The 18,338-nt window shown below is 37.3% G+C and carries 14 protein-coding genes; 5 read left to right on the top strand and 9 right to left on the bottom strand.

Going from position 1 to position 18,338, the window contains the following annotated elements; genetic code table 11:
* Position 1: 1 nt before the first annotated feature.
* On the top strand, positions 2-1,102 hold the full coding sequence (locus tag IGI37_RS02390) for an SIS domain-containing protein (RefSeq protein ID WP_438759800.1): 1,101 nt from the start codon (positions 2-4) through the stop codon (positions 1,100-1,102).
* A gap of 968 nt (positions 1,103-2,070) precedes the next feature.
* On the opposite strand, the gene IGI37_RS02385 is transcribed toward IGI37_RS02390, so the two are convergent.
* The 4 genes from IGI37_RS02385 to IGI37_RS02370 all read right to left on the bottom strand — a co-directional run bounded on the left by IGI37_RS02385 (position 2,071) and on the right by IGI37_RS02370 (position 7,100).
* A complete protein-coding gene (locus tag IGI37_RS02385; RefSeq protein WP_438759799.1) occupies positions 2,071-3,879 on the bottom strand; it encodes a glycoside hydrolase family 2 protein in 1,809 nt (602 codons plus the stop codon).
* Positions 3,880-3,901: 22 nt separating this feature from the next.
* Positions 3,902-4,732 carry a carbohydrate ABC transporter permease gene (locus tag IGI37_RS02380; protein WP_438759798.1) on the bottom strand — a complete coding sequence of 277 codons (831 nt, stop codon included), beginning with the start codon at positions 4,730-4,732 and terminating at the stop codon, positions 3,902-3,904.
* Positions 4,733-4,734: 2 nt separating this feature from the next.
* Positions 4,735-5,646: a carbohydrate ABC transporter permease gene (locus tag IGI37_RS02375; RefSeq protein ID WP_438759797.1), complete on the bottom strand. Its 912-nt coding sequence runs from the start codon at positions 5,644-5,646 to the stop codon at positions 4,735-4,737.
* Between the two features lie 74 nt (positions 5,647-5,720).
* Positions 5,721-7,100 carry an ABC transporter substrate-binding protein gene (locus tag IGI37_RS02370; protein WP_438759796.1) on the bottom strand — a complete coding sequence of 460 codons (1,380 nt, stop codon included), beginning with the start codon at positions 7,098-7,100 and terminating at the stop codon, positions 5,721-5,723.
* 199 nt (positions 7,101-7,299) lie between these two features.
* Here IGI37_RS02370 and IGI37_RS02365 point away from each other — a divergent pair, with 199 nt between their 5' ends.
* On the top strand, positions 7,300-8,211 hold the full coding sequence (locus IGI37_RS02365) for an ArsR/SmtB family transcription factor (RefSeq protein ID WP_438759795.1): 912 nt from the start codon (positions 7,300-7,302) through the stop codon (positions 8,209-8,211).
* Positions 8,212-8,630: 419 nt separating this feature from the next.
* Here IGI37_RS02365 and IGI37_RS02360 read toward each other — a convergent pair whose 3' ends face one another.
* Complete coding sequence (locus tag IGI37_RS02360; RefSeq protein WP_438759794.1) at positions 8,631-9,290, bottom strand: HI_0552 family protein; 660 nt, start codon at positions 9,288-9,290, stop codon at positions 8,631-8,633.
* Between the two features lie 162 nt (positions 9,291-9,452).
* Between IGI37_RS02360 and IGI37_RS02355 the strand changes: the two genes are divergently transcribed.
* Positions 9,453-10,673 carry a hypothetical protein gene (locus IGI37_RS02355; RefSeq protein WP_438759793.1) on the top strand — a complete coding sequence of 407 codons (1,221 nt, stop codon included), beginning with the start codon at positions 9,453-9,455 and terminating at the stop codon, positions 10,671-10,673.
* A 70-nt stretch (positions 10,674-10,743) separates the two neighbouring features.
* On the opposite strand, the gene IGI37_RS02350 is transcribed toward IGI37_RS02355, so the two are convergent.
* On the bottom strand, positions 10,744-12,972 hold the full coding sequence (locus IGI37_RS02350) for an ATP-binding cassette domain-containing protein (RefSeq protein ID WP_438759792.1): 2,229 nt from the start codon (positions 12,970-12,972) through the stop codon (positions 10,744-10,746).
* Between the two features lie 149 nt (positions 12,973-13,121).
* On the opposite strand from IGI37_RS02350, the gene IGI37_RS02345 reads away from it, so the two are divergent.
* Positions 13,122-13,880: a MerR family DNA-binding transcriptional regulator gene (locus tag IGI37_RS02345; protein WP_438759791.1), complete on the top strand. Its 759-nt coding sequence runs from the start codon at positions 13,122-13,124 to the stop codon at positions 13,878-13,880.
* A 39-nt stretch (positions 13,881-13,919) separates the two neighbouring features.
* Here IGI37_RS02345 and IGI37_RS02340 read toward each other — a convergent pair whose 3' ends face one another.
* On the bottom strand, positions 13,920-14,459 hold the full coding sequence (locus tag IGI37_RS02340; RefSeq protein WP_438759790.1) for a DNA-3-methyladenine glycosylase I: 540 nt from the start codon (positions 14,457-14,459) through the stop codon (positions 13,920-13,922).
* A 395-nt stretch (positions 14,460-14,854) separates the two neighbouring features.
* Complete coding sequence (locus IGI37_RS02335; protein WP_438759789.1) at positions 14,855-15,751, bottom strand: Fic family protein; 897 nt, start codon at positions 15,749-15,751, stop codon at positions 14,855-14,857.
* A 360-nt stretch (positions 15,752-16,111) separates the two neighbouring features.
* Here IGI37_RS02335 and IGI37_RS02330 point away from each other — a divergent pair, with 360 nt between their 5' ends.
* Positions 16,112-17,302 (top strand): MFS transporter, encoded by a 1,191-nt coding sequence (locus tag IGI37_RS02330; RefSeq protein WP_438759788.1) that lies wholly within the window; start codon positions 16,112-16,114, stop codon positions 17,300-17,302.
* Between the two features lie 149 nt (positions 17,303-17,451).
* Here IGI37_RS02330 and IGI37_RS02325 read toward each other — a convergent pair whose 3' ends face one another.
* On the bottom strand, positions 17,452-18,282 hold the full coding sequence (locus IGI37_RS02325; RefSeq protein WP_438759787.1) for a DUF2877 domain-containing protein: 831 nt from the start codon (positions 18,280-18,282) through the stop codon (positions 17,452-17,454).
* Positions 18,283-18,338 lie beyond the last annotated feature (56 nt).

Raw genomic sequence — 18,338 nt, 5'->3', positions numbered from 1 at the left:
AATGACAAAACCAACAATGCTTTCCTATATTTATGAAGAACAGGAGACGTTAACGTCAGCAATCAAGGCCTATCCTCAAAACGTCGACCAAGCGCTAGAAGGCTTGACACTTGATGCTACAAACTGGTTAGTTTTAGGAACTGGTTCTAGTATTAACGCCGCCAAAAGTGCCAAATATTATATTGAACGCAAGGCTCAGATCAAACTTTCAATTGAGGAGCCTTATAACTTTACTCATTATGAAAAAATAGACCCGACTCTTCAAGTTGTCTTGGGTGTTTCCCAAAGTGGTCAAAGCACCTCAACCATTGAGGCAATGGCTAAAGTAACCAATCATCATGACGTCCATACGATGGCCGTAACCAGTATTCCCGATAGTGAGATTACTAAGGTGACGACTTCAACTTTGGATATTTTATCAGGAAAAGAACGCGTGGGTTATGTCACTTTGGGCTTTTCAGCGACCGTTCTGGCCCTTATGTTACTTGGTTTGCGAGTAGGAGTAAAAAAAGGCTTAATTTCAACAGAAGAAGAAGCACAAGAATTGGCTGAATTTTTAGGTTTAACTGCGCAGTTTAACTCTGCCATAGAAAAATCGACAACCTTTTTTGAAGAACATCGCGCAGATTTCAAACAGGCGCCTAGATTCACTTCCATCGCTTACGGTCCGGTTGTAGGCACCGCAAAAGAGATGGAAACCAAATTCTCAGAAACCATCCGAGTGCCTTCTCAAGGAGTCGAATTAGAAGCGTTCATGCACGGACCTTACTTAGAAATTAACCCTGAGCACCGTCTCTTTTTCATAGACACACCCGCAAAACCTGAGATTCTTGAAAAAGCTAGTCTACTAAAGGCCTATGAAATGAAGCATACCACTCATGTATTTACAATTTCATTACGCGCAGAGGAGTCTACTGATCCACAGACCCTAGCCTTAGCAAATTGTAAAGATGAGTTTAAAGCACCTTACTTGGCGATTCTTCCATTCCAAGTATTCTGCTGGTATATATCTAGAGAAAAAGGCATTGATATCACGCAACGTATCTTTACCGATTTCTCTCAAGCTGTGAAAAGTAAAACGACCGTTCAAGATTACGTTTAACTTAATTCACAGCACATAGAGGATTCAGCGCCTCATCTATAAGTGAAAATCCGCTTAGCCCAACGGCTAAAGCGGATTTTGTGTCTAGTTGCCAGTTCTACTTACATAGGCCTAATAGTAGAATGGTATACGCAGTGCCATACTAGTGAAATGTTTTCATTTCACTTCCTCTTAAATAGCACTAGTTGCCAGTTCTACTTACATAGGCTTACTAGTAGAATGGTATACGCAGTACCATATTAGAGGTTGGGACTGAAGTGTTTAACTCCGAGAACCGGGTAGGTACTGTGCAACATCAACTCATGCTTCGTTGTGTTTTACAGCACCGATTAGGTACTGTGCAACATCAACTCATGCTTCGTTGTGTTTTACAGCAATAAGAACCTTCAAGTCTAGCATGTCTCATGCGCAGAAGTTGTTGAGAGCGGAACGCAGTCCTTCAATTCTTAATGTGTTTCACCTTTAGAAATTGATGAGATCGGAGTGTAGATGGAATTCATGGAAATGACAAGAAACACGAAAGACTTTCTTTCGATGTTGATTGATTCCTACATGGTGCTCTTCAAATTTTTGTGAATTTCATCGATTACTTGTTCTTTGACTAATTGACTACGGAATTGAACGAAGCACTCTCGAAGGAGTGCGTTCACTAAGGGATTCACACGGAAACAATTGATCAATGGCAAAAGCAATATCATTTTTTTCTAACTGAAAACTAAAATCTAGAGGAAGAACGACTTGATTTGTGGTATAATTTTTAAACATAAGAACACCTCGCTTGTTTATTTGTGTAGTTACTTTTATTCTAGCAAAAGTGTTCTTATTTTTGTACAACAAAATAATCCAGATGCCAATCAAGTTGATTAGTATCTGGATTTTTCGTTAGGACTTATGTCCCAAGCTCAGCCTCAGCCTCGTTTTGTGCGATACCTCTCATTCTTACTACAAAACAACCCCCTCTGGCTCCATCAACTGTTTAACGGTTTGATGGTACTTGGATGCCAAGTTTGATTGATTTTTTTTATTTCCTCCAAAGGAACTTTTTCTTGACGATCATATGTTAATAAACCATTCATTTCTTGTTCCACATCTGTGAGTTGCGTATAACAAAAACCATGCAACACTTCTGAAGAAAAGACAGCTTCCATCACTCGCTTATATTCCGAAATAAAATCATCTTTAGAAAAGGCTGTTGTATACCCCCAACCCTTTTCATTATGCACATCAAAACCAATTCCGCCAAATTCCGTGAGTAAAATAGGCTCTCCTTGATAAGTGAACCCTTGATTATAGATAGATCTTCGATTGTGGGCGACAGATAAGATCGTCTCTTTGTTTTTTAATGATTCTTTAAATGCGGTGTATTTGCGCGTCTCCTCTTTTGTACCATGGACATAACTATGAATGGCACAAATATCCGTTTCGGTCATTTCCCACCCATCATTTGAAATCACTAAACGGGTCTTATCAAGCGAATGGATTAGGTGGTAAATTGCTTGAGAAAAATGTTGTTGGCGCTTGTCTACACTAATTTCAGGGACTCCCCAGCTTTCATTAATCGGAACCCAAGTAAGAATGCACGGATGATTGTAGTCTCGTTTGATGATTTCTAACCATTCATTCGTCAAGTAACCCACTGTTTTCTCGGAGTAGACAGAAGGAGATGCACACTCTCCCCAAACAATGAAACCTAGCTTATCCGCCCAATACAGGAAACGAGGATCTTCAACTTTTTGGTGTTTTCGGCACCCGTTAAAGCCCATTTTTTTAGCAAGCTCAATATCTCTTTTAAACTCCTCATCAGTGACAGCTGTCATCAGCCCATCCGGCCAATATCCTTGATCTAGTACAAGTTTTTGGTAGTATGGTCGATTGTTTAAGAAAACCATTCCATCCACCGTATGAACTTTTCTCATACCAAAATATGTGTCTACCTTATCCAACACCTCTTGATCCTCGAAAATCGTCACCGTCACATCATACAAATTCGGTGTATCAGGGGTCCACGTCCATCCTTCCCCATGATAATCGCTCCGCTCGACTTCGTGATTAAACAAATAGTAACTCTTTATCATTTGTGTATCATAAATTTTATTTTCATCTTCAATTATGATTTGGTCATCATACTTGATTATCGTTTTTACCTTTTTCCCTTGAATTGCTCCTACAAATTGGTAGTCAATTTTAATTTCACCCTCATCAAAATTTGGTGTGAAATAGAGATTTTCAATATAGGTCTTTTTTGATACAGGCTCTAACCAAACCGTTTGCCAAATCCCTGTCGTTCTCGTATACCAAATAGCCCGTGATTCTTTTTTCCAGTACTGTTTACCTCTTGGAATTCGTTCATCTTCACTAGGATCAAACACATAGACGGTCAACTCATCCTTTTGAAAATTCAAGTAATTTGTTATATCAAAAGAAAAAGAGGTATGTCCACCGATATGCTCTCCAACAAAAAGCCCATTAACATAAACTTTTGTCTGATAATCCACCGCACCAAAATGAAGAATAATTGTTTCGCCTCTCCAATCATCTGGCACTGCAATTTTCCGTTTATACCACACATAATCATGAAACTCATTCGTATAAATACCACTATTTTTACTTTGGAAAGCAAAGGGAACCTCAATCTTCATCGAGAGTTCTTTCGTTGAATCAAACCACTGCTCTTCAATTCCTCTATTTTTATCATCAAACTCAAACGCCCATTGACCGTTCAAATTCAGCCACTTCTCACGTACCAAATCAGGTCTGGGATACTCTGTTCTATACATAATTCACCTACTAACTCTATTCTTATCCTTTGCTGCCAGAACCAATACTGATTCCTTGAACAAAGTATTTTTGTCCGAAAAAGAAGATCAACAAAGCTGGGATGGTCATTAGCGTTGAAGCCGCCATCATCGTATTCCATTCGGAAGAATACTGCCCTTTTAATTGCATTAAACCTAAAGCTAAGGTATATTTTTCCGGACTATTCAAATAAATTAATGGACTGAAAAAATCGTTCCATGTATTCATAAACGTAAAGAATCCAACCACCATCATAGCTGGTTTGACAAGAGGTAGCATGATCTTAAAGAAAATCTGCGGATGCGTTGCTCCATCCAAAATAGCCGCCTCATCTAACTCTTTAGGAATTCCTGCAAAGAATTGACGCATCAAAAAAATGTTGAAGCCACCTCCACCAAAAAAAGCTGGAACAATTAGTGGCACAAATGTATCCACATAACCTAGCTCCGACCACATCATAAAGATTGGAATCAGCGTAACAGCGCTAGGCAGCATCATTGTAGCAATCACTAAAGCAAACCAAAAATTCTTGTATTTGAAGTCTAACCGCGCAAACGCATAACCCGATAGTGCAGAGGTGATAACATTTCCAAATATAACAGGAATAATAATGATAAAGGTATTGGTCAAATATAATTTAAAGTCTAACACCTCAAACACTTTCAAATAATTAGAAAACATAAACGTTTCTGGAAACATTTTAGGTGGAAATTCAAAGATCTCCGTTGCATTCATTAAAGAACTTCTCACTAACCAAAGAAAAGGCATGATTGAGATGACTCCAATAAAAATTAAGGGAATATACATCATTAATTTTGCTTTCTTTTTATTCATCTCTATTCTCCTCCACCATAATAAACCCAACTTTTCGCTGTTCTAAAAATAAATAACGTAAAAATTGAGATAATAATTAACAAAATCCACGCTAATGCAGAAGCGTAACCAAATTGGTTTTGTTGGAAAGCATTTCTATAAATCAGTAACGCATAAAACAAGGTCGCGTTGTTTGGTCCGCCGTTGGTCATAATATACGCTTGAGAAAATGTCTGGAAAGACCCAATGAGCCCCATAATCAAATTAAAGAAAATAATCGGTGTTAAAGAGGGAATCGTAACATAACGAAATTTATGGAACCAATTGCCACCATCTACTTCAACAGCTTCTAGCAATTGAGCCGGCACATCTTGCAAGCCTGCTAAAAAAATTAAGGCTGTTCCACCACATGCCCATACCCCCATTAAAATCAAAGAAGGAATTGCTGTTTGCTCGTCAAATATCCAATTTGAGGTCGGCAAGTTTACTTTCGTTAAAATAGAATTAAAAAGACCAAAATCAGGATTAAACAGCCACAACCATAAAATATTTGAAGCAACTGCTGGCACAACAACCGGCAAATAAAATAACGTTCGGAAAAAGCCCTGTCCTTTGACCTTAGAGTTCATCAAAAGCGCTAAAATTAACGCAGCAATTAACGTTAAAAAGGTACTTCCAATCGCATATATAAACGTAATGACTAGCGACTTTTTGAAGAATAAATCATCTGAGAAGATTTCTTTATAGTTATCTAATCCAATGAACTTATAGTCAGAAATGACATTATAATCCGTTAAGCTTAGAAAAAGACTTGCTATCATTGGAATAACTGTAAAAAGTAACAATCCTAGGATTGCCGGAGAAGCAAATAAGTAGCCATAAAAATTTTCGATTTTTTTAAGTTTGAATTTTTTCTTACTTTTACTCTTATTCATTAAGAATCACCTACTATTTCTATAAAGCTAACTAGTAGCTCTTGTACAGATACTAGTTAGCTTCAAAATATTTATTACTCGAATGTATACTTATCGCCTAATTCTTTTTTTAATTTAGGAATGATTTCATTTTCAATGACATCCTTCGCTTCTTTTTTTCCTGTCCAGACTTGTTCCAATGCTGGGTTCACAATTTGTTCAATTGTTGTTGCATCTTCCACGTAGAAAGCCTTGTTTTTGGCAAGCGCTTTTTCTTTCCCTTCAACCAAAGCTTCTTTTTTAAAGGCTGGAGATTTATCTGGATTTGCCCAAGTATCTAGTTTTTTTTCATCTGTATACCAATCATTTTGATTGGGTAGCCACAGACCAGAGTTAATTACATCAATACTATTTTCAGGATTTAATAAAAACTCTAAAAACTCTTGTGTTTCCGCCCAATTCGTTTTGGTATTTTCATTATCAAAAACAACAATTGGTGGTCCAAAGTTCATTTGTACAACTTTCTGATCCATTTTTGGTAGTACGCCCATCCCTAGATCCAGTCCTTTTTCTTTCATTGCTGTACTTAAAGAACGTAAATCCCATGAGCCCGTGATACTCATGGCTACACGATTAGTTAAAAGAGCTGTGTCTGTAGAAGGAATTGTACTAGCTTGTGAAGGTTTTGGCATCACATGGTGCTTATACATTAGTGACTGCAGCTTATCTATCGCATCAATTGACTCTTTTTTGCCAAGTAAGATTGTTTTTCCATCTTCACTAACGAGACCTCCACCATTACTCATCAAGAATGACTCATAACCTAATCCCGTAAAGTTAGAAATTCCATACGTTGCAATATTTTTTTCATCAAAGTCAGCATCATCAGGATGTTTTCCGTTCCTATCGACTGTTAATTCTTTCAGCTTTTCAACAAAGGTATCCCAGTCCCACGCTTGGTCAACTGCATGTGGAGGCAATTCAACACCACTATCTTCAAAGTATTTTTTGTTGTAAAACATTGTTAGCATTCCAGGGCCTGCCGGAGACCCGTAAATTTCACCATTTCTGTATTTTGAAGTGGTCTCTGCAATCTTCCCTTCAAACACCCCATCTTTTTCATATAATTTACTCAAATCTTTTAGTTTACCGCTGTTTCCCCACTCTGCTGTACTACTTTCAACCATATAGCCAATATCTGGCAGAGTTTTTGTACTAGCCATCGTATTTAGTTTTTCCATATAATTGTCGTAAGGAATCTGTTGTGGTTTTACATGGATTTTATCTTGAGACTCATTAAACTTATTTACTAGCTTTTCAATTGACTCCTTTTCAAGCGTGTCCCCCCAAAAGGTAAAATTAAGATCCACAACCCCTGAATCCTTGTTGTTATCTGCCTTCGACTTATTTGGACCACAAGCAGCAATCGCCAAAACAGCGCTTATCAAAACTAAAAATAATGTAATTTTTTTCATTTTATCCCCTCATTTTCTTGTTTAATAAAAAGTTAAAACAAATATTCTGCAATCGATTACATTTATGATTTTAAATTAAAAATCCTTATTAATCAACATAAATTAAGTTGCTTTTTTAGTTAACTAAACGTATGATAAGCTTATAAATTCATTATTGCCGCATGTATATTTAACCAAAGAAGAAAAGAGGTCTGAACGAATGGAATTAAAAACAGATGAACAATCACTCCCTGTTTATGAAGCGTTAGCTAATAAAACAAGGCTTGATATTTTAAATTTGCTTTCGGAAGAATCAAATTTGAACTTGTCACAAATTGCTGAGAAACTAAAATTGAGTAACCCTATGATAACAAAACATATAAAAAAATTATTAGAAGCACGACTAGTTAAAATTGAAAAAAAAGCAGGTATATCTGGCATACAAAAAATTGTTTCACTATGTACAGAAGAAATCAGAGTGATTCTACCAAAAAAACTCTTTCCTGATTTTTTCTCTCACTCATCTAGTATTGGGCTCGGATTATACACAGACTACGAAGTTTTACCCACATGTGGCCTTGTCAGCTCCACAAAAAGTATTGGGACATTTGACCAGCCCAAATATTTTTCTGATAACAATCGGATTAACGCCTCTCTTTTATGGTTTTCCGAAGGCTTTGTTGAGTATAAAATTCCAAATCCTTTAGGTGAAAATGATCATCCAGAAGTGTTAGAAATTAGTGCTGAAATGAGTTCAGAATTTATTTTTTCAAATAATAACTGGCCCAGTGACATCACATTTTTAGTCAACAATATCGAGATTGGTACGTATACCATTCCAGGAAATTACTCCGATGTTCGAGGACTATTAACCCCTGAATGGTGGGACGACGTTTTAAGTCAATATGGTCTCTTAAAACGGATTCGTATTAACCGATACAACTCAAGCATTGACGGTGAGACGCTCTCTGATGTAACAATCGCTGACCTCAATCTAAGTTCAAGCGCAACCATCTCCATCAAATTTTTAATCAAACATGACGCTGAGCACAGAGGAGGGTTAACTCTGTTCGGTGAAGCTTTTGGAAATCATCCCCAAAATATTGACATCAACCTTTATTATTCGAATTAATTCATAAAAAAACCTACCTCCAGAAGTTAGATTTTGGTCTAACTTTTTGGGGGGTAGGTTCACCTCTCAGGCTACTTTCCATCTTAAAAAAACATCAATTACAACTATCCCATGTCGCATATCCTTTCACAAATGTAGTCATTTTTAACACATCATTTTGGATGAAGAGAGGCTAGAGTTGAAGGTTCTTATTGCTGTAAAACACAACGAAGCATGAGTTGATGTTGCACAGTACCTACCCGGTTCTCGGAGTTAAACACTTCTGTCCCAACCTCCAGCCTCAGCCTCTTCCCCTTAAATTGCACTAATGATTCTTATAAATAAGTAAGTCGTTAAAAATTCGCCGATTCTACCAGCAAACGAGGACACTGAGGTTATGACAGAACTTCTTGAGTTATGGTCCTAACCTCGTATTTCTTTTATTCGTATACCTGAATCGAAGTATATAACGGTGCTAGCTCTTCCAAAGCCTCTCTTGTCAACTGTTCAATATCTGTTCTTTCATCTATTTTATAAAAAAGTTTCCCAATCTGGAAGGTCCGTCTGGATAAGCGCTCCGTGAACTCTTTTTGAAGTGTTTCACTTTCTAAATAGCAAGAGAGAGGAAGATGGTCTTCTAGTTCATGTTCTACTTGAGGCCATATATAATAGTCACGACAATCTCTCTTATCACTCCAGCCTTTTAAAGAAGATAATAACTGATTATACGCTTCTATGCTTCCTTCTCGTTTATCACTCTTATAGTGTTGAAACATGAGATAGATTTGATACTGCTTTTTATTCAACAATACCGCTAAACAGGCATTTTCTGCTTTTCGATGTTCACTACGATAGGCACTCCAAAAATGATTACGTAAATTCCAGCCATTTGTCCAACTTTCAATCTTTGGTTGACTCATCAAATATTCCGCTGGCAAACAATTGGCTACTTGTAGCTGAAGAGCTTTCCACTTCTGCCAATGACTCTTATACGCCCCTTTTATCTCTTCAATCTCCTCTTTAGTCTTTTCTATTTTTAACTGTTTAAAGGTAAAACAGTCTCGATCAAATAACTCATAGTCTTCCGCTAACAGATTCATTTTTATTCCTTCTTTTCTAAAAGTTTCACAAAAATTTCCTGATTCATTATATCACTGCCTTCTCTATTCGTTAACTAAAGATTCTGTTATAAACAACAAGCGTTTTATTTTCAACTATTTTTTTGCTATAATTTAACTATCAAGAGCTTTAGGAGGAATGAAATGAAAACGAAGTTAATTAGTATTGGATTGTGCAGTTTATTGTTATTTAACTTAGGTACAAAAGTCACATTAGCTATGGAAATCGTTGATTCATCAGTTCCAGAACAAACAGCAACGACAGAAATACCTGAAATCACAGAATCAAGTGCTAATGAGACACTTACGACAAACGAGACACTAAAAGAGACCGCCGAAACAAATGAACCAACCTCCCCGATTGAAGCTCCCCCCTCGTCTAGCGCTGTAGAGGATTTAACAGAAGCCCGTAAAAAAGCAGCTGAGCTTTTAGATGATGCCGTGAAGAATGATTATATTTTTGAGGAAGAAAAAGCCAATTTTGAAAAAATATTAGCTACACTCACTTCATCTGAGGAAATTCTAGAAAAAACCACTCAATTTATTTTCGATAGTCTCTACGACTTAGTGACAAGTGAATTAGAATTTTTAGTTGAGGAAGACTTTATCACTCAAAAAGACATGGACGACTTTTTGGCTAACCTCCCAAAAGACCTCACTGCGGATAAGCTTTACAGTCTGTTCCTTACATTTTTAACAGATAATGGCTTAAATGAATTCTATGATTTTATAGAAGCAATTAGTGAAGCCACAGAAAAAATTGAACAATGGGTAAATGATGGTCGACTTACAGAAAAAGAAGGAGCTGATTACCTCGACCAATTAGATAACTGTGAATCAATTGAAGAAATCCAGCAGCTTCTTACTAAGATAGAAAACTCATTGACCAAAAAGGCTTCTCCACTAGCCTTACGTTATTCATTCTCTCCAAAAGAAATTACAGCAGCTGTTGGCAAAAACGGAACAATTACTATCGAACCTTTTAACGATATTGAATTGAAAGGAACCTTTGCCGAAGTGAAGGATAATCCTTACATAGAGCTTTCTTCTGATGGTACATGGAAAGCCTTAAAAACTGGTGAAACGACACTCATGCCGATTTTCACCTTATCAAAAGAAACCATCGCAGAAATTCAACAAAAATATCCTGGGCAAGAACTTCAGATACAAGAAATTCAACAAATTATCCCAGTAAAAATTTCAGCGGCAGTAACTGAAGATACGACTCCAAAAGATTCAAACAAGACTAATTCACAGAAAAAATTACCTCAAACCAATGATCGTTTGAATGATAATTGGACGATTTACGGAGGTCTTCTACTAGTTGTAACCTTCTATTTAAAAAAGCGCTTAGCTAAAAATTAGTCACTCTAATAAAAAATAAACACATAAAAACTACGGAAGACACCATTTTAAAAGGCGTCTTCCGTAGTTTTTACTGAATGTATTGTCCTGTCAAGGATTCTTTTTCTTGAATAATCTGCATAGGCGTTCCTTCAAACACAATTTGTCCGCCTTTATCCCCACCATCAGGTCCGATATCGACAATCCAGTCCGCTTGGCGAATAATGTCCACATGATGTTCAATAACAATTACTGTGTTGCCTTTTTCTACCAAGTGATTCATGATACGCATAATCTGTTCGATATCTGATAAATGTAATCCTGTTGAAGGCTCATCTAAGAGATAGATACTGCCTTTTTTGTAAAACTCACTAGCAAGCTTCATTCGCTGACATTCGCCACCTGATAAGGTACTCATCGGTTGACCAATCGCCAGATAGTTTAAACCAACTTGAGACATCGCTTCAAGTTTTTTAAGAATAGAAGCTTCTTCAAAGAATTCCAAAGCATCCTCAACGGTTAAATTTAACACCTCATTGATGTTTTTTCCTTTATAATGATAGGCTAAAACTTCGGGTTTAAATCGTTTCCCAACACACGCTGTACACTCTGTTTTGATAGCATCCATAAAGGCGAGATTGGTTTCAATATATCCTTGCCCTTTACACTCCTCACAGGCTCCTTTCGAGTTATAACTAAACCACGATGGAGTAACCTTGTTGCTTTGACCGAATAGTGCACGAATTTTGTCCATAATTCCAATATAAGTTGCTGGATTTGAACGAGAATTGGTTCGTGCCGCCGCTTGATCAATGACAATAGTTTCAGGAAACTCTTCTAAAAAGGAAGATTTCACCAAGGTACTCTTACCCGATCCAGCAACTCCGGTAATTAATGTCAAGGTCTTTTTAGGCACTCGTAAAGAGATGTTTTTCAGATTATGTGTGGTTGCTGCTTGCCCTTCATAGAAATTGATACTCGCTCGTGGCGCTGCATTAAGCTCCGTTTGTTGGCTTAAGTAACGTCCGGTCAATGTTTTTGATCGAAGCAGTTCTTGATAAGTGCCAGTAAACATAATCTGCCCACCATGTTTTCCTGCGTGAGGGCCGACTTCAATAATATGGTCCGCAATTTTTATTACATCTGGGTCATGCTCAATCACAATCACCGTATTCCCTTTATCACGTAACTTAACTAATAGCTCATTTAGACGATGAACGTCTCGAGGATGGAGACCAATACTTGGCTCATCGAAAATATATAACAAGTCAACCAAACTATTATTTAAATGTTTTACCATCTTGACTCGTTGCGACTCCCCACCTGAAAGAGTCGCCGTTTCTCTATCCAGACTCAGGTACCCTAAACCAATATCAATCAAATGATTGACTTTTTCTAATAAACTCTCAAATAGATTACTAGCTTCTGGTTGCTGAATTTGTTCAATAACTCCCTTTAGTTCATCAAATTGAAGCTTCAGTAAATCAGCCATTGAATACCCTGAAATTTTCACAGATAATGCTCGTTCAGATAAACGTTGGCCAAGACATTTGGGACAAGTCGCCTCATGACTGAATTCATTTAAGACTTTCTGGGCACGAGCACTCAGCTCGCCTTCTTTTAACAAGTATAAACGGTTAAACTTAGTCACCAAACCTTCGTAGCTAGTATTCATACCGTCAATCTTGACTTTTAAATCTGAGCCATATAAAAGTAACTCTCGTTCTTCTTTTGAATAGTCACTAACCTTCTTGTTTTTATCAAATAAGCCAGACTCTAGATAACTCTTCATATACCATTCTGTATTTTTTACTGGTGGAAAAATAATCGCGCCTTCCGCTAAAGACAGATTCTCATCAATCAACTTGTTGATATTTACTTCAACCTTTCGCCCAATCCCTTGGCACTCTTCACACATTCCTTCTTTATCATTAAATGAAAAGAAGTTGGCAGATCCTATTGAAGGTTTTCCAATACGTGAGTATAAAACGCGTAAAATAGGATTAATATCTGTAATTGTTCCCAAGGTTGAACGGGAGTTGCCGCCAAGTCTTTTTTGATCAATCACTACAGAGGTTGATAAATTTTCAAGAGAATCCACTAAAGGTTCTTTGTATTTGGGTAAAAACCCACGAACAAATGCGCTGAATGTTTCATTTAATTGTCTTTGCGATTCACTCGCAATCGTTTCAAACACCAATGAGGACTTTCCCGAACCTGAGACCCCTGTAAATACAGTAATCTTTCGTTTAGGTATGTCTACATCCACATTCTTTAAATTATTTTCTCTTGCCCCTCTAATTCTCAAATATTCTGTCATGTGTTACCTCCTTAGCCGACTGCTTAATTTTTGGATTTTACAGCAGTAACCTTAGAATAACACTTTAATGCAAGTTCTAAACTTTTAAAAACAAATCCCTTTATTTGTAGTATAATAAAATAATAACTTTAGCACCCGGAGGAAGATGGATGAAGTATCGCCCGATTGACATTGCCAGAAAGTTAAATATCAGTACTAGCTTGTTAAGACACTACGAAACAGCAGGCCTATTTCCAGCACCTGAGCGAACAAAAAAGGGCTATAGAATTTATACGGAAGAGACACTCGCTTATTTGAAAGCTGTTCGCACTAGTACACTAGCGTATGGTTATAGACAGTGCAAACAAATCATTGATACCTTACGGGCCAAAGAATTTACACAATTTTTTTGGTTATTAAATGAAGAACAAACAAAATTACGGCAGCAAAAGTCAATTGCCGAAAAGACGTTGTCACTTCTTCAAGACAAAGAAAATTTGGAAATTACACAGATGCCTAAGAAAGGCTGGATCAGTATAGGCGAAGCTGCCGAGCGTTTGTCGATTACAGAAACAACCATCCGTCATTGGACAAAAGAAGGTCTGTTGACTGTTCCTAGAGATAAGGAAAGTAACTACCGCCAATTTGATGAACACGCCTTACGACAACTCCTAATTATTCGCCTCATCCGTTCATCCGTCTGGTCGTTAGACGTAGTTAAGGAAATCCTTGCCACCTTCCACGCAGAGACTCCTACTGAAATGATTTCTTTAGCTACTCAATCTATCAGCATGCTAAATATACAGCTAGAAAGACAATTTATTGCCCAACATTATTTGTATCAGCTGCTCAATTTTCTTAACCCAGACTATCTGACTGATTTTCCAGGAATGGAATTTTATAATTTCGAACGCCCTGAACGTCTTTGATTCATGGAAAACACCTAAGAAATGAAATTTTTTCTGTTTTTATTTATCGATTATACGGTCCTGTATAATTCCTGCCGCCTTCAAAAACATATAGGTAACTACAGGACCCACGTAGGAAAAGCCCCTCTTTTTTAGCTCTTTGGCAATAGTCGTTGCCTCTGGAAGAAAAGGTGGGACCTCATCTTCGTTTTCATACGTATTCACGATAGGAACACCTCCAACAAAATCCCATAAGTAGTCCGAAAAACTCTCGTATTCATCTAACAGCCTTACAATTGCTTGGGCGTTTTTGACAACCGCTTGAATCTTCCTTGGATTACGAATCATCTCAGGATCTTCTAATATGCGCTCGATATCATCTGGAAAAAAAGCAGCTACTTTATAAAAATCCATCTCGCAAAAATTCCGATAATACACGTCTTTTTTTCCAGCTGCGGCTTTCCAAGTCAATCCGAATTGAAACACGCCGACCGTCAAAAGTAAAAACAATTCTCGATCATCTCTCGTTTCTTTCCCCCATTGATCGCTATACCATTGATATTTATTCGCTTGCTTCTTTCGGTTTCTCAGTTGAATCACGTCCTCTTTACCAATTTTCTTGTCTCTTGTAAAAAAGTTTACCACAAATCAGTGAGAAAGCAGGCTCACTCCTGTTTCTTCCGCGAATTTCCCAACTGATTTTTGATGACTCATAATAGAATACGCAAAATCAAGTAGAACTATTTTTTATTCAAAAATTGAACCAATCTGGTCTGAATAGTTTTTCAGAATCTCTCTGTTATCGCTAAGTCTAATGAATTCTCTCAGCTTATTTATTGCAACGTTACCCTTTTTGCATACTAATATCTAGAGACAAAAAAAAGCAATCTTGGCTTGTATTAAGCTAGACTACTTCTTATCTATAAGACTTACAAAGAAGCCTATTCTCAAACAGAGTGATGTTTTGGGTTATCCATGTCCGCTATTTATTTTATTCAATCAAAGTAATCAATTCTAAAATAGTCTAATGCTTTCTTGAACCTATCTTGAGCTGTATAACAAGTATCTAATAGGTATTCTTTCTCATCTATCCATTCTTTTAGTCCACGATAATAGAACAACTTCAAGTCTTCCTCAATAATAAACGGAGTCAGGTTATTATTTAAACATTCTTTAAATAAAATCAATCTTCCCACTCGACCATTGCCATCTTGAAACGGATGAATCGATTCAAATTGATAATGAAATTCAATAATATCGGCAAACGTTTTATTCGTTTTTCCATTGTACGCTCGCAAAAGTTCCTTCATTGCCTCACTGACTTGTTCTGGTAAAACTGTTTCTCTCCCGCCTACTTCATTAGGTAATCTTTTATAGCCCCCTACAGCAAACCAGTTTTTTCTTGAATCACTTGTTCCATTTTTTAATGTTTTGTGCAGTTCTTTTATAAGATTTTCAGACAGCTTATAATTCGCTTGTTCGACAATCAAATCGACACATCGAAAATGATTAGCTGTTTCGACGATATCATCTACGTTTACAACAGAATCATTTAGCCCAATTGTATTTGTCTCATAAATGTATCTTGTTTGCTCGCGAGTAAGTGTGCTGCCTTCAATATGATTGGAATTATACGTTAGTTCGATTTGAATCTTATGATAAATACTCCCTTTTTTTTGGCCATTTTTTTCTTCTTTTAAGCGTTCTAGTAAGGTCGTCGGTTTAGATACTCGTTTGTTTACTCTCCCTGGCTTCTCGGCATCTTCTGGAATTTCCCAAGCATTCCCATTTAATCTTGCGTTATCTATTCGATTATTTTTTGCGTAATTGCGAACCATTCGTTCTGAGATATGCCATTTTTCCGCTATATCTGCGACAGAAATATACTTCATCCTTATCACCTCAACCTTCATTATAGCACCGATTGGCAACTTCCCAAACGCTTTTGCAAATGAATGATAATTATTGCCAATAGCGTGCTCATTATCCTGTTGCGGTTCTCGCCGTTTTATGAACGCATTCAACCTATGCGCCAAATGTGCATTTGAATTTTTCTGATAACTTGTTAAAAGAAATCATTCCTGAAAAAAGGTTTCTAGGCTATACTTATCATGTATTGTTCCTTTTCTTGGTTTTAGATAAACCATCGGAGAACCCACAATTTTTGTAACTTTCCTTACAGAACAAGCTTTATTGATTTTTATTATCTTTTGTAACACACATCATTTAAACTAATCGAACGGAGTCTCTTTATGTATTCTTTATTATTAGCCATCATTTACATTGCCTTTATTAGCCTAGGATTGCCCGACTCATTAATCGGTTCAGCTTGGCCAATCATGCACGCAGATTTGCATGTTCCGGTATCTTACGCTGGAATGATTACCATGACAATTGCTGCTGGAACAATTGTTTCCAGTCTCTTTTCTGATAAATTAACGCGAAAACTCGGTGCCGGAATGGTCACTGCCTTAAGTGTACTGACAACGGCCATCGCCCTCTTTGGTTTTTCCATCTCACATAGTTTTCTGGCGCTGATTCTTTGGGCCATTCCCTATGGACTAGGAGCTGGTGCAGTAGATGCTGCTTTAAATAACTATGTTGCGCTCCATTATGCTTCTCGTCATATGAACTGGCTCCATTGTTTTTGGGGTGTTGGAGCGGCACTCAGTCCTTATATCATGAGTTACTACTTAACAAATGGACAGGGGTGGAATACAGGTTATCAAACAATCGGTTTACTACAGATTGGCTTAACCGTTATCTTATTTATTAGTCTGCCACTCTGGAAACAGAAAAAACTTCCAGAAATACATAAAAAAATGGAAACAAAAGCTCTCTCCTTTAAAGAAATTCTACAGCTCAAAGGAATTCCAGCTATCTTAATCGCCTTTTTCTGTTATTCGGCTATCGAACAAACGGCCGGTCTTTGGGCAAGTAGTTTTTTAGTTCAGTCAAAAAATATTACACCAGAAGTTGCCGCCAGTTTTGCTTCGTTCTTCTTTTTAGGGATTACATTTGGGCGCTTTGTTTGTGGTTTTATCGCCGACTATTTTGGCGACAAACAATTGATTCGTTTGGGCTCGGCAATTGCCTTTATAGGGGTGCTTTTCCTTCTATTTCCGACAAATGCAAGTAATCTCGCATTGGCCGGCTTAGTTATTATCGGGGTTGGTTGTGCGCCAATCTATCCAGCGATTATTCACTCAACTCCAGCCAATTTTGGCAAAGAGCACTCTCAGGCGGTTATCGGGATTCAAATGGCCGCAGCCTACATAGGGACCACCTTTATGCCTCCTTTGTTTGGTTTTATTGCAACCAAAATAAGCATTGGCTTGTACCCGATATTCCTAGCGCTATTTATCGTAATTATGATTGTATCAACGGAACGTCTGAATAGCATTATTCAAAAAAAGGAAATACAAACTGAGGGAAAGTTATAAAGCATTGATGAAATGAAGAGACAGCGCAAAAAAAGATTTACTCAACCACTGTAATTCAAAAAGTCAGAATCACATTTTTTGAATTCGTTACAGCTGAGTAAATCTCTTTTTTTAATAAAATCTACGTATCTACCTCTATAAAATGATTACTAGAGGTTACCCTGCTTGCCCTCCACTAGCTGAACTGTTTTTGCTCCGATTAACAGACCATAACACATATCAGCGCCTGATGTATGCCCCACAGATAAGATAGCCTCTATCACCTGCTCGAGCGATTTTGTTGAATGCGGCTCCTTCAAATAATCCGCTAATTCGATAAAAACAGAGCTGGCAAATCCTTCTGATAGTGCGAAAAAATAGTTTGCACTAATACTTGTGGTAGTGTGAATCACACGTTGAATCTCTTCTTTCCAAAACTTAGTTTGAGGTTGAGCATATAACTTAAGCATAAAAAGATAGCCCAATAACAGATCATCGCCACTAGGAGTCAGACCTTTTCCTCTTCCAACAAAATAGGGGACAATCGTTTGACTCTGTTGATTGTTTACAAGGCTTACCACATAGGACTGCTCTTTTTTTGTCCCCTCTATCCCTAATCGGTCTTCCAAACACAAACTTGTTAAATACGTGATTAGTTGTTCGATTCTTTTTTCTTGGTAGACAATTTCAGGAATTAAAAGATCTTTCACGGCAAAAGGCGCTAAAGAAATGGTCTGCACGCTTTTTTGACTATAAAAAACGATTTTCTCCTCCGTTAGTCGAACCAACTCACCTCTTTTGACAACCGTGCGAACTCGTTGGAACGCTTCCTCTGAAATCCTTAAACCAAAACTAGATAAAAAAGTCGATGCCGTCGTAACATTGATCAATCGTTCCCCAAAAGATAGGTTCAGAGAATGCTCAAACAGACTATGGACCTGACCCATTCGACCAAATCTCGTGAGCTCCTTCAAATAAGAACTAACAACTACGTGATTCATTCTCTTCTCCTTTCCTTTAAGCAAACACAGGGGAAAACGGAAAAAAAGAGGAGTAG

It is taken from the genome of Enterococcus sp. AZ194 (assembly GCF_051713825.1).
Classification (GTDB): domain Bacteria; phylum Bacillota; class Bacilli; order Lactobacillales; family Enterococcaceae; genus Enterococcus_K.
This window is presented reverse-complemented; position numbering and strand designations above follow the sequence as displayed.

Bases quoted from the DNA above. Each gene is read 5' to 3' on its own strand.
- IGI37_RS02390 (WP_438759800.1), top strand. From the start codon at position 2: ATGACAAAACCAACAATGCTTTCCTATATTTATGAAGAACAGGAGACG.
- IGI37_RS02385 (WP_438759799.1), bottom strand. From the start codon at position 3,879: ATGTATAGAACAGAGTATCCCAGACCTGATTTGGTACGTGAGAAGTGG.
- IGI37_RS02380 (WP_438759798.1), bottom strand. From the start codon at position 4,732: ATGAATAAAAAGAAAGCAAAATTAATGATGTATATTCCCTTAATTTTT.
- IGI37_RS02375 (WP_438759797.1), bottom strand. From the start codon at position 5,646: ATGAATAAGAGTAAAAGTAAGAAAAAATTCAAACTTAAAAAAATCGAA.
- IGI37_RS02370 (WP_438759796.1), bottom strand. From the start codon at position 7,100: ATGAAAAAAATTACATTATTTTTAGTTTTGATAAGCGCTGTTTTGGCG.
- IGI37_RS02365 (WP_438759795.1), top strand. From the start codon at position 7,300: ATGGAATTAAAAACAGATGAACAATCACTCCCTGTTTATGAAGCGTTA.
- IGI37_RS02360 (WP_438759794.1), bottom strand. From the start codon at position 9,290: ATGAATCTGTTAGCGGAAGACTATGAGTTATTTGATCGAGACTGTTTT.
- IGI37_RS02355 (WP_438759793.1), top strand. From the start codon at position 9,453: ATGAAAACGAAGTTAATTAGTATTGGATTGTGCAGTTTATTGTTATTT.
- IGI37_RS02350 (WP_438759792.1), bottom strand. From the start codon at position 12,972: ATGACAGAATATTTGAGAATTAGAGGGGCAAGAGAAAATAATTTAAAG.
- IGI37_RS02345 (WP_438759791.1), top strand. From the start codon at position 13,122: ATGAAGTATCGCCCGATTGACATTGCCAGAAAGTTAAATATCAGTACT.
- IGI37_RS02335 (WP_438759789.1), bottom strand. From the start codon at position 15,751: ATGAAGTATATTTCTGTCGCAGATATAGCGGAAAAATGGCATATCTCA.
- IGI37_RS02330 (WP_438759788.1), top strand. From the start codon at position 16,112: ATGTATTCTTTATTATTAGCCATCATTTACATTGCCTTTATTAGCCTA.
- IGI37_RS02325 (WP_438759787.1), bottom strand. From the start codon at position 18,282: ATGAATCACGTAGTTGTTAGTTCTTATTTGAAGGAGCTCACGAGATTT.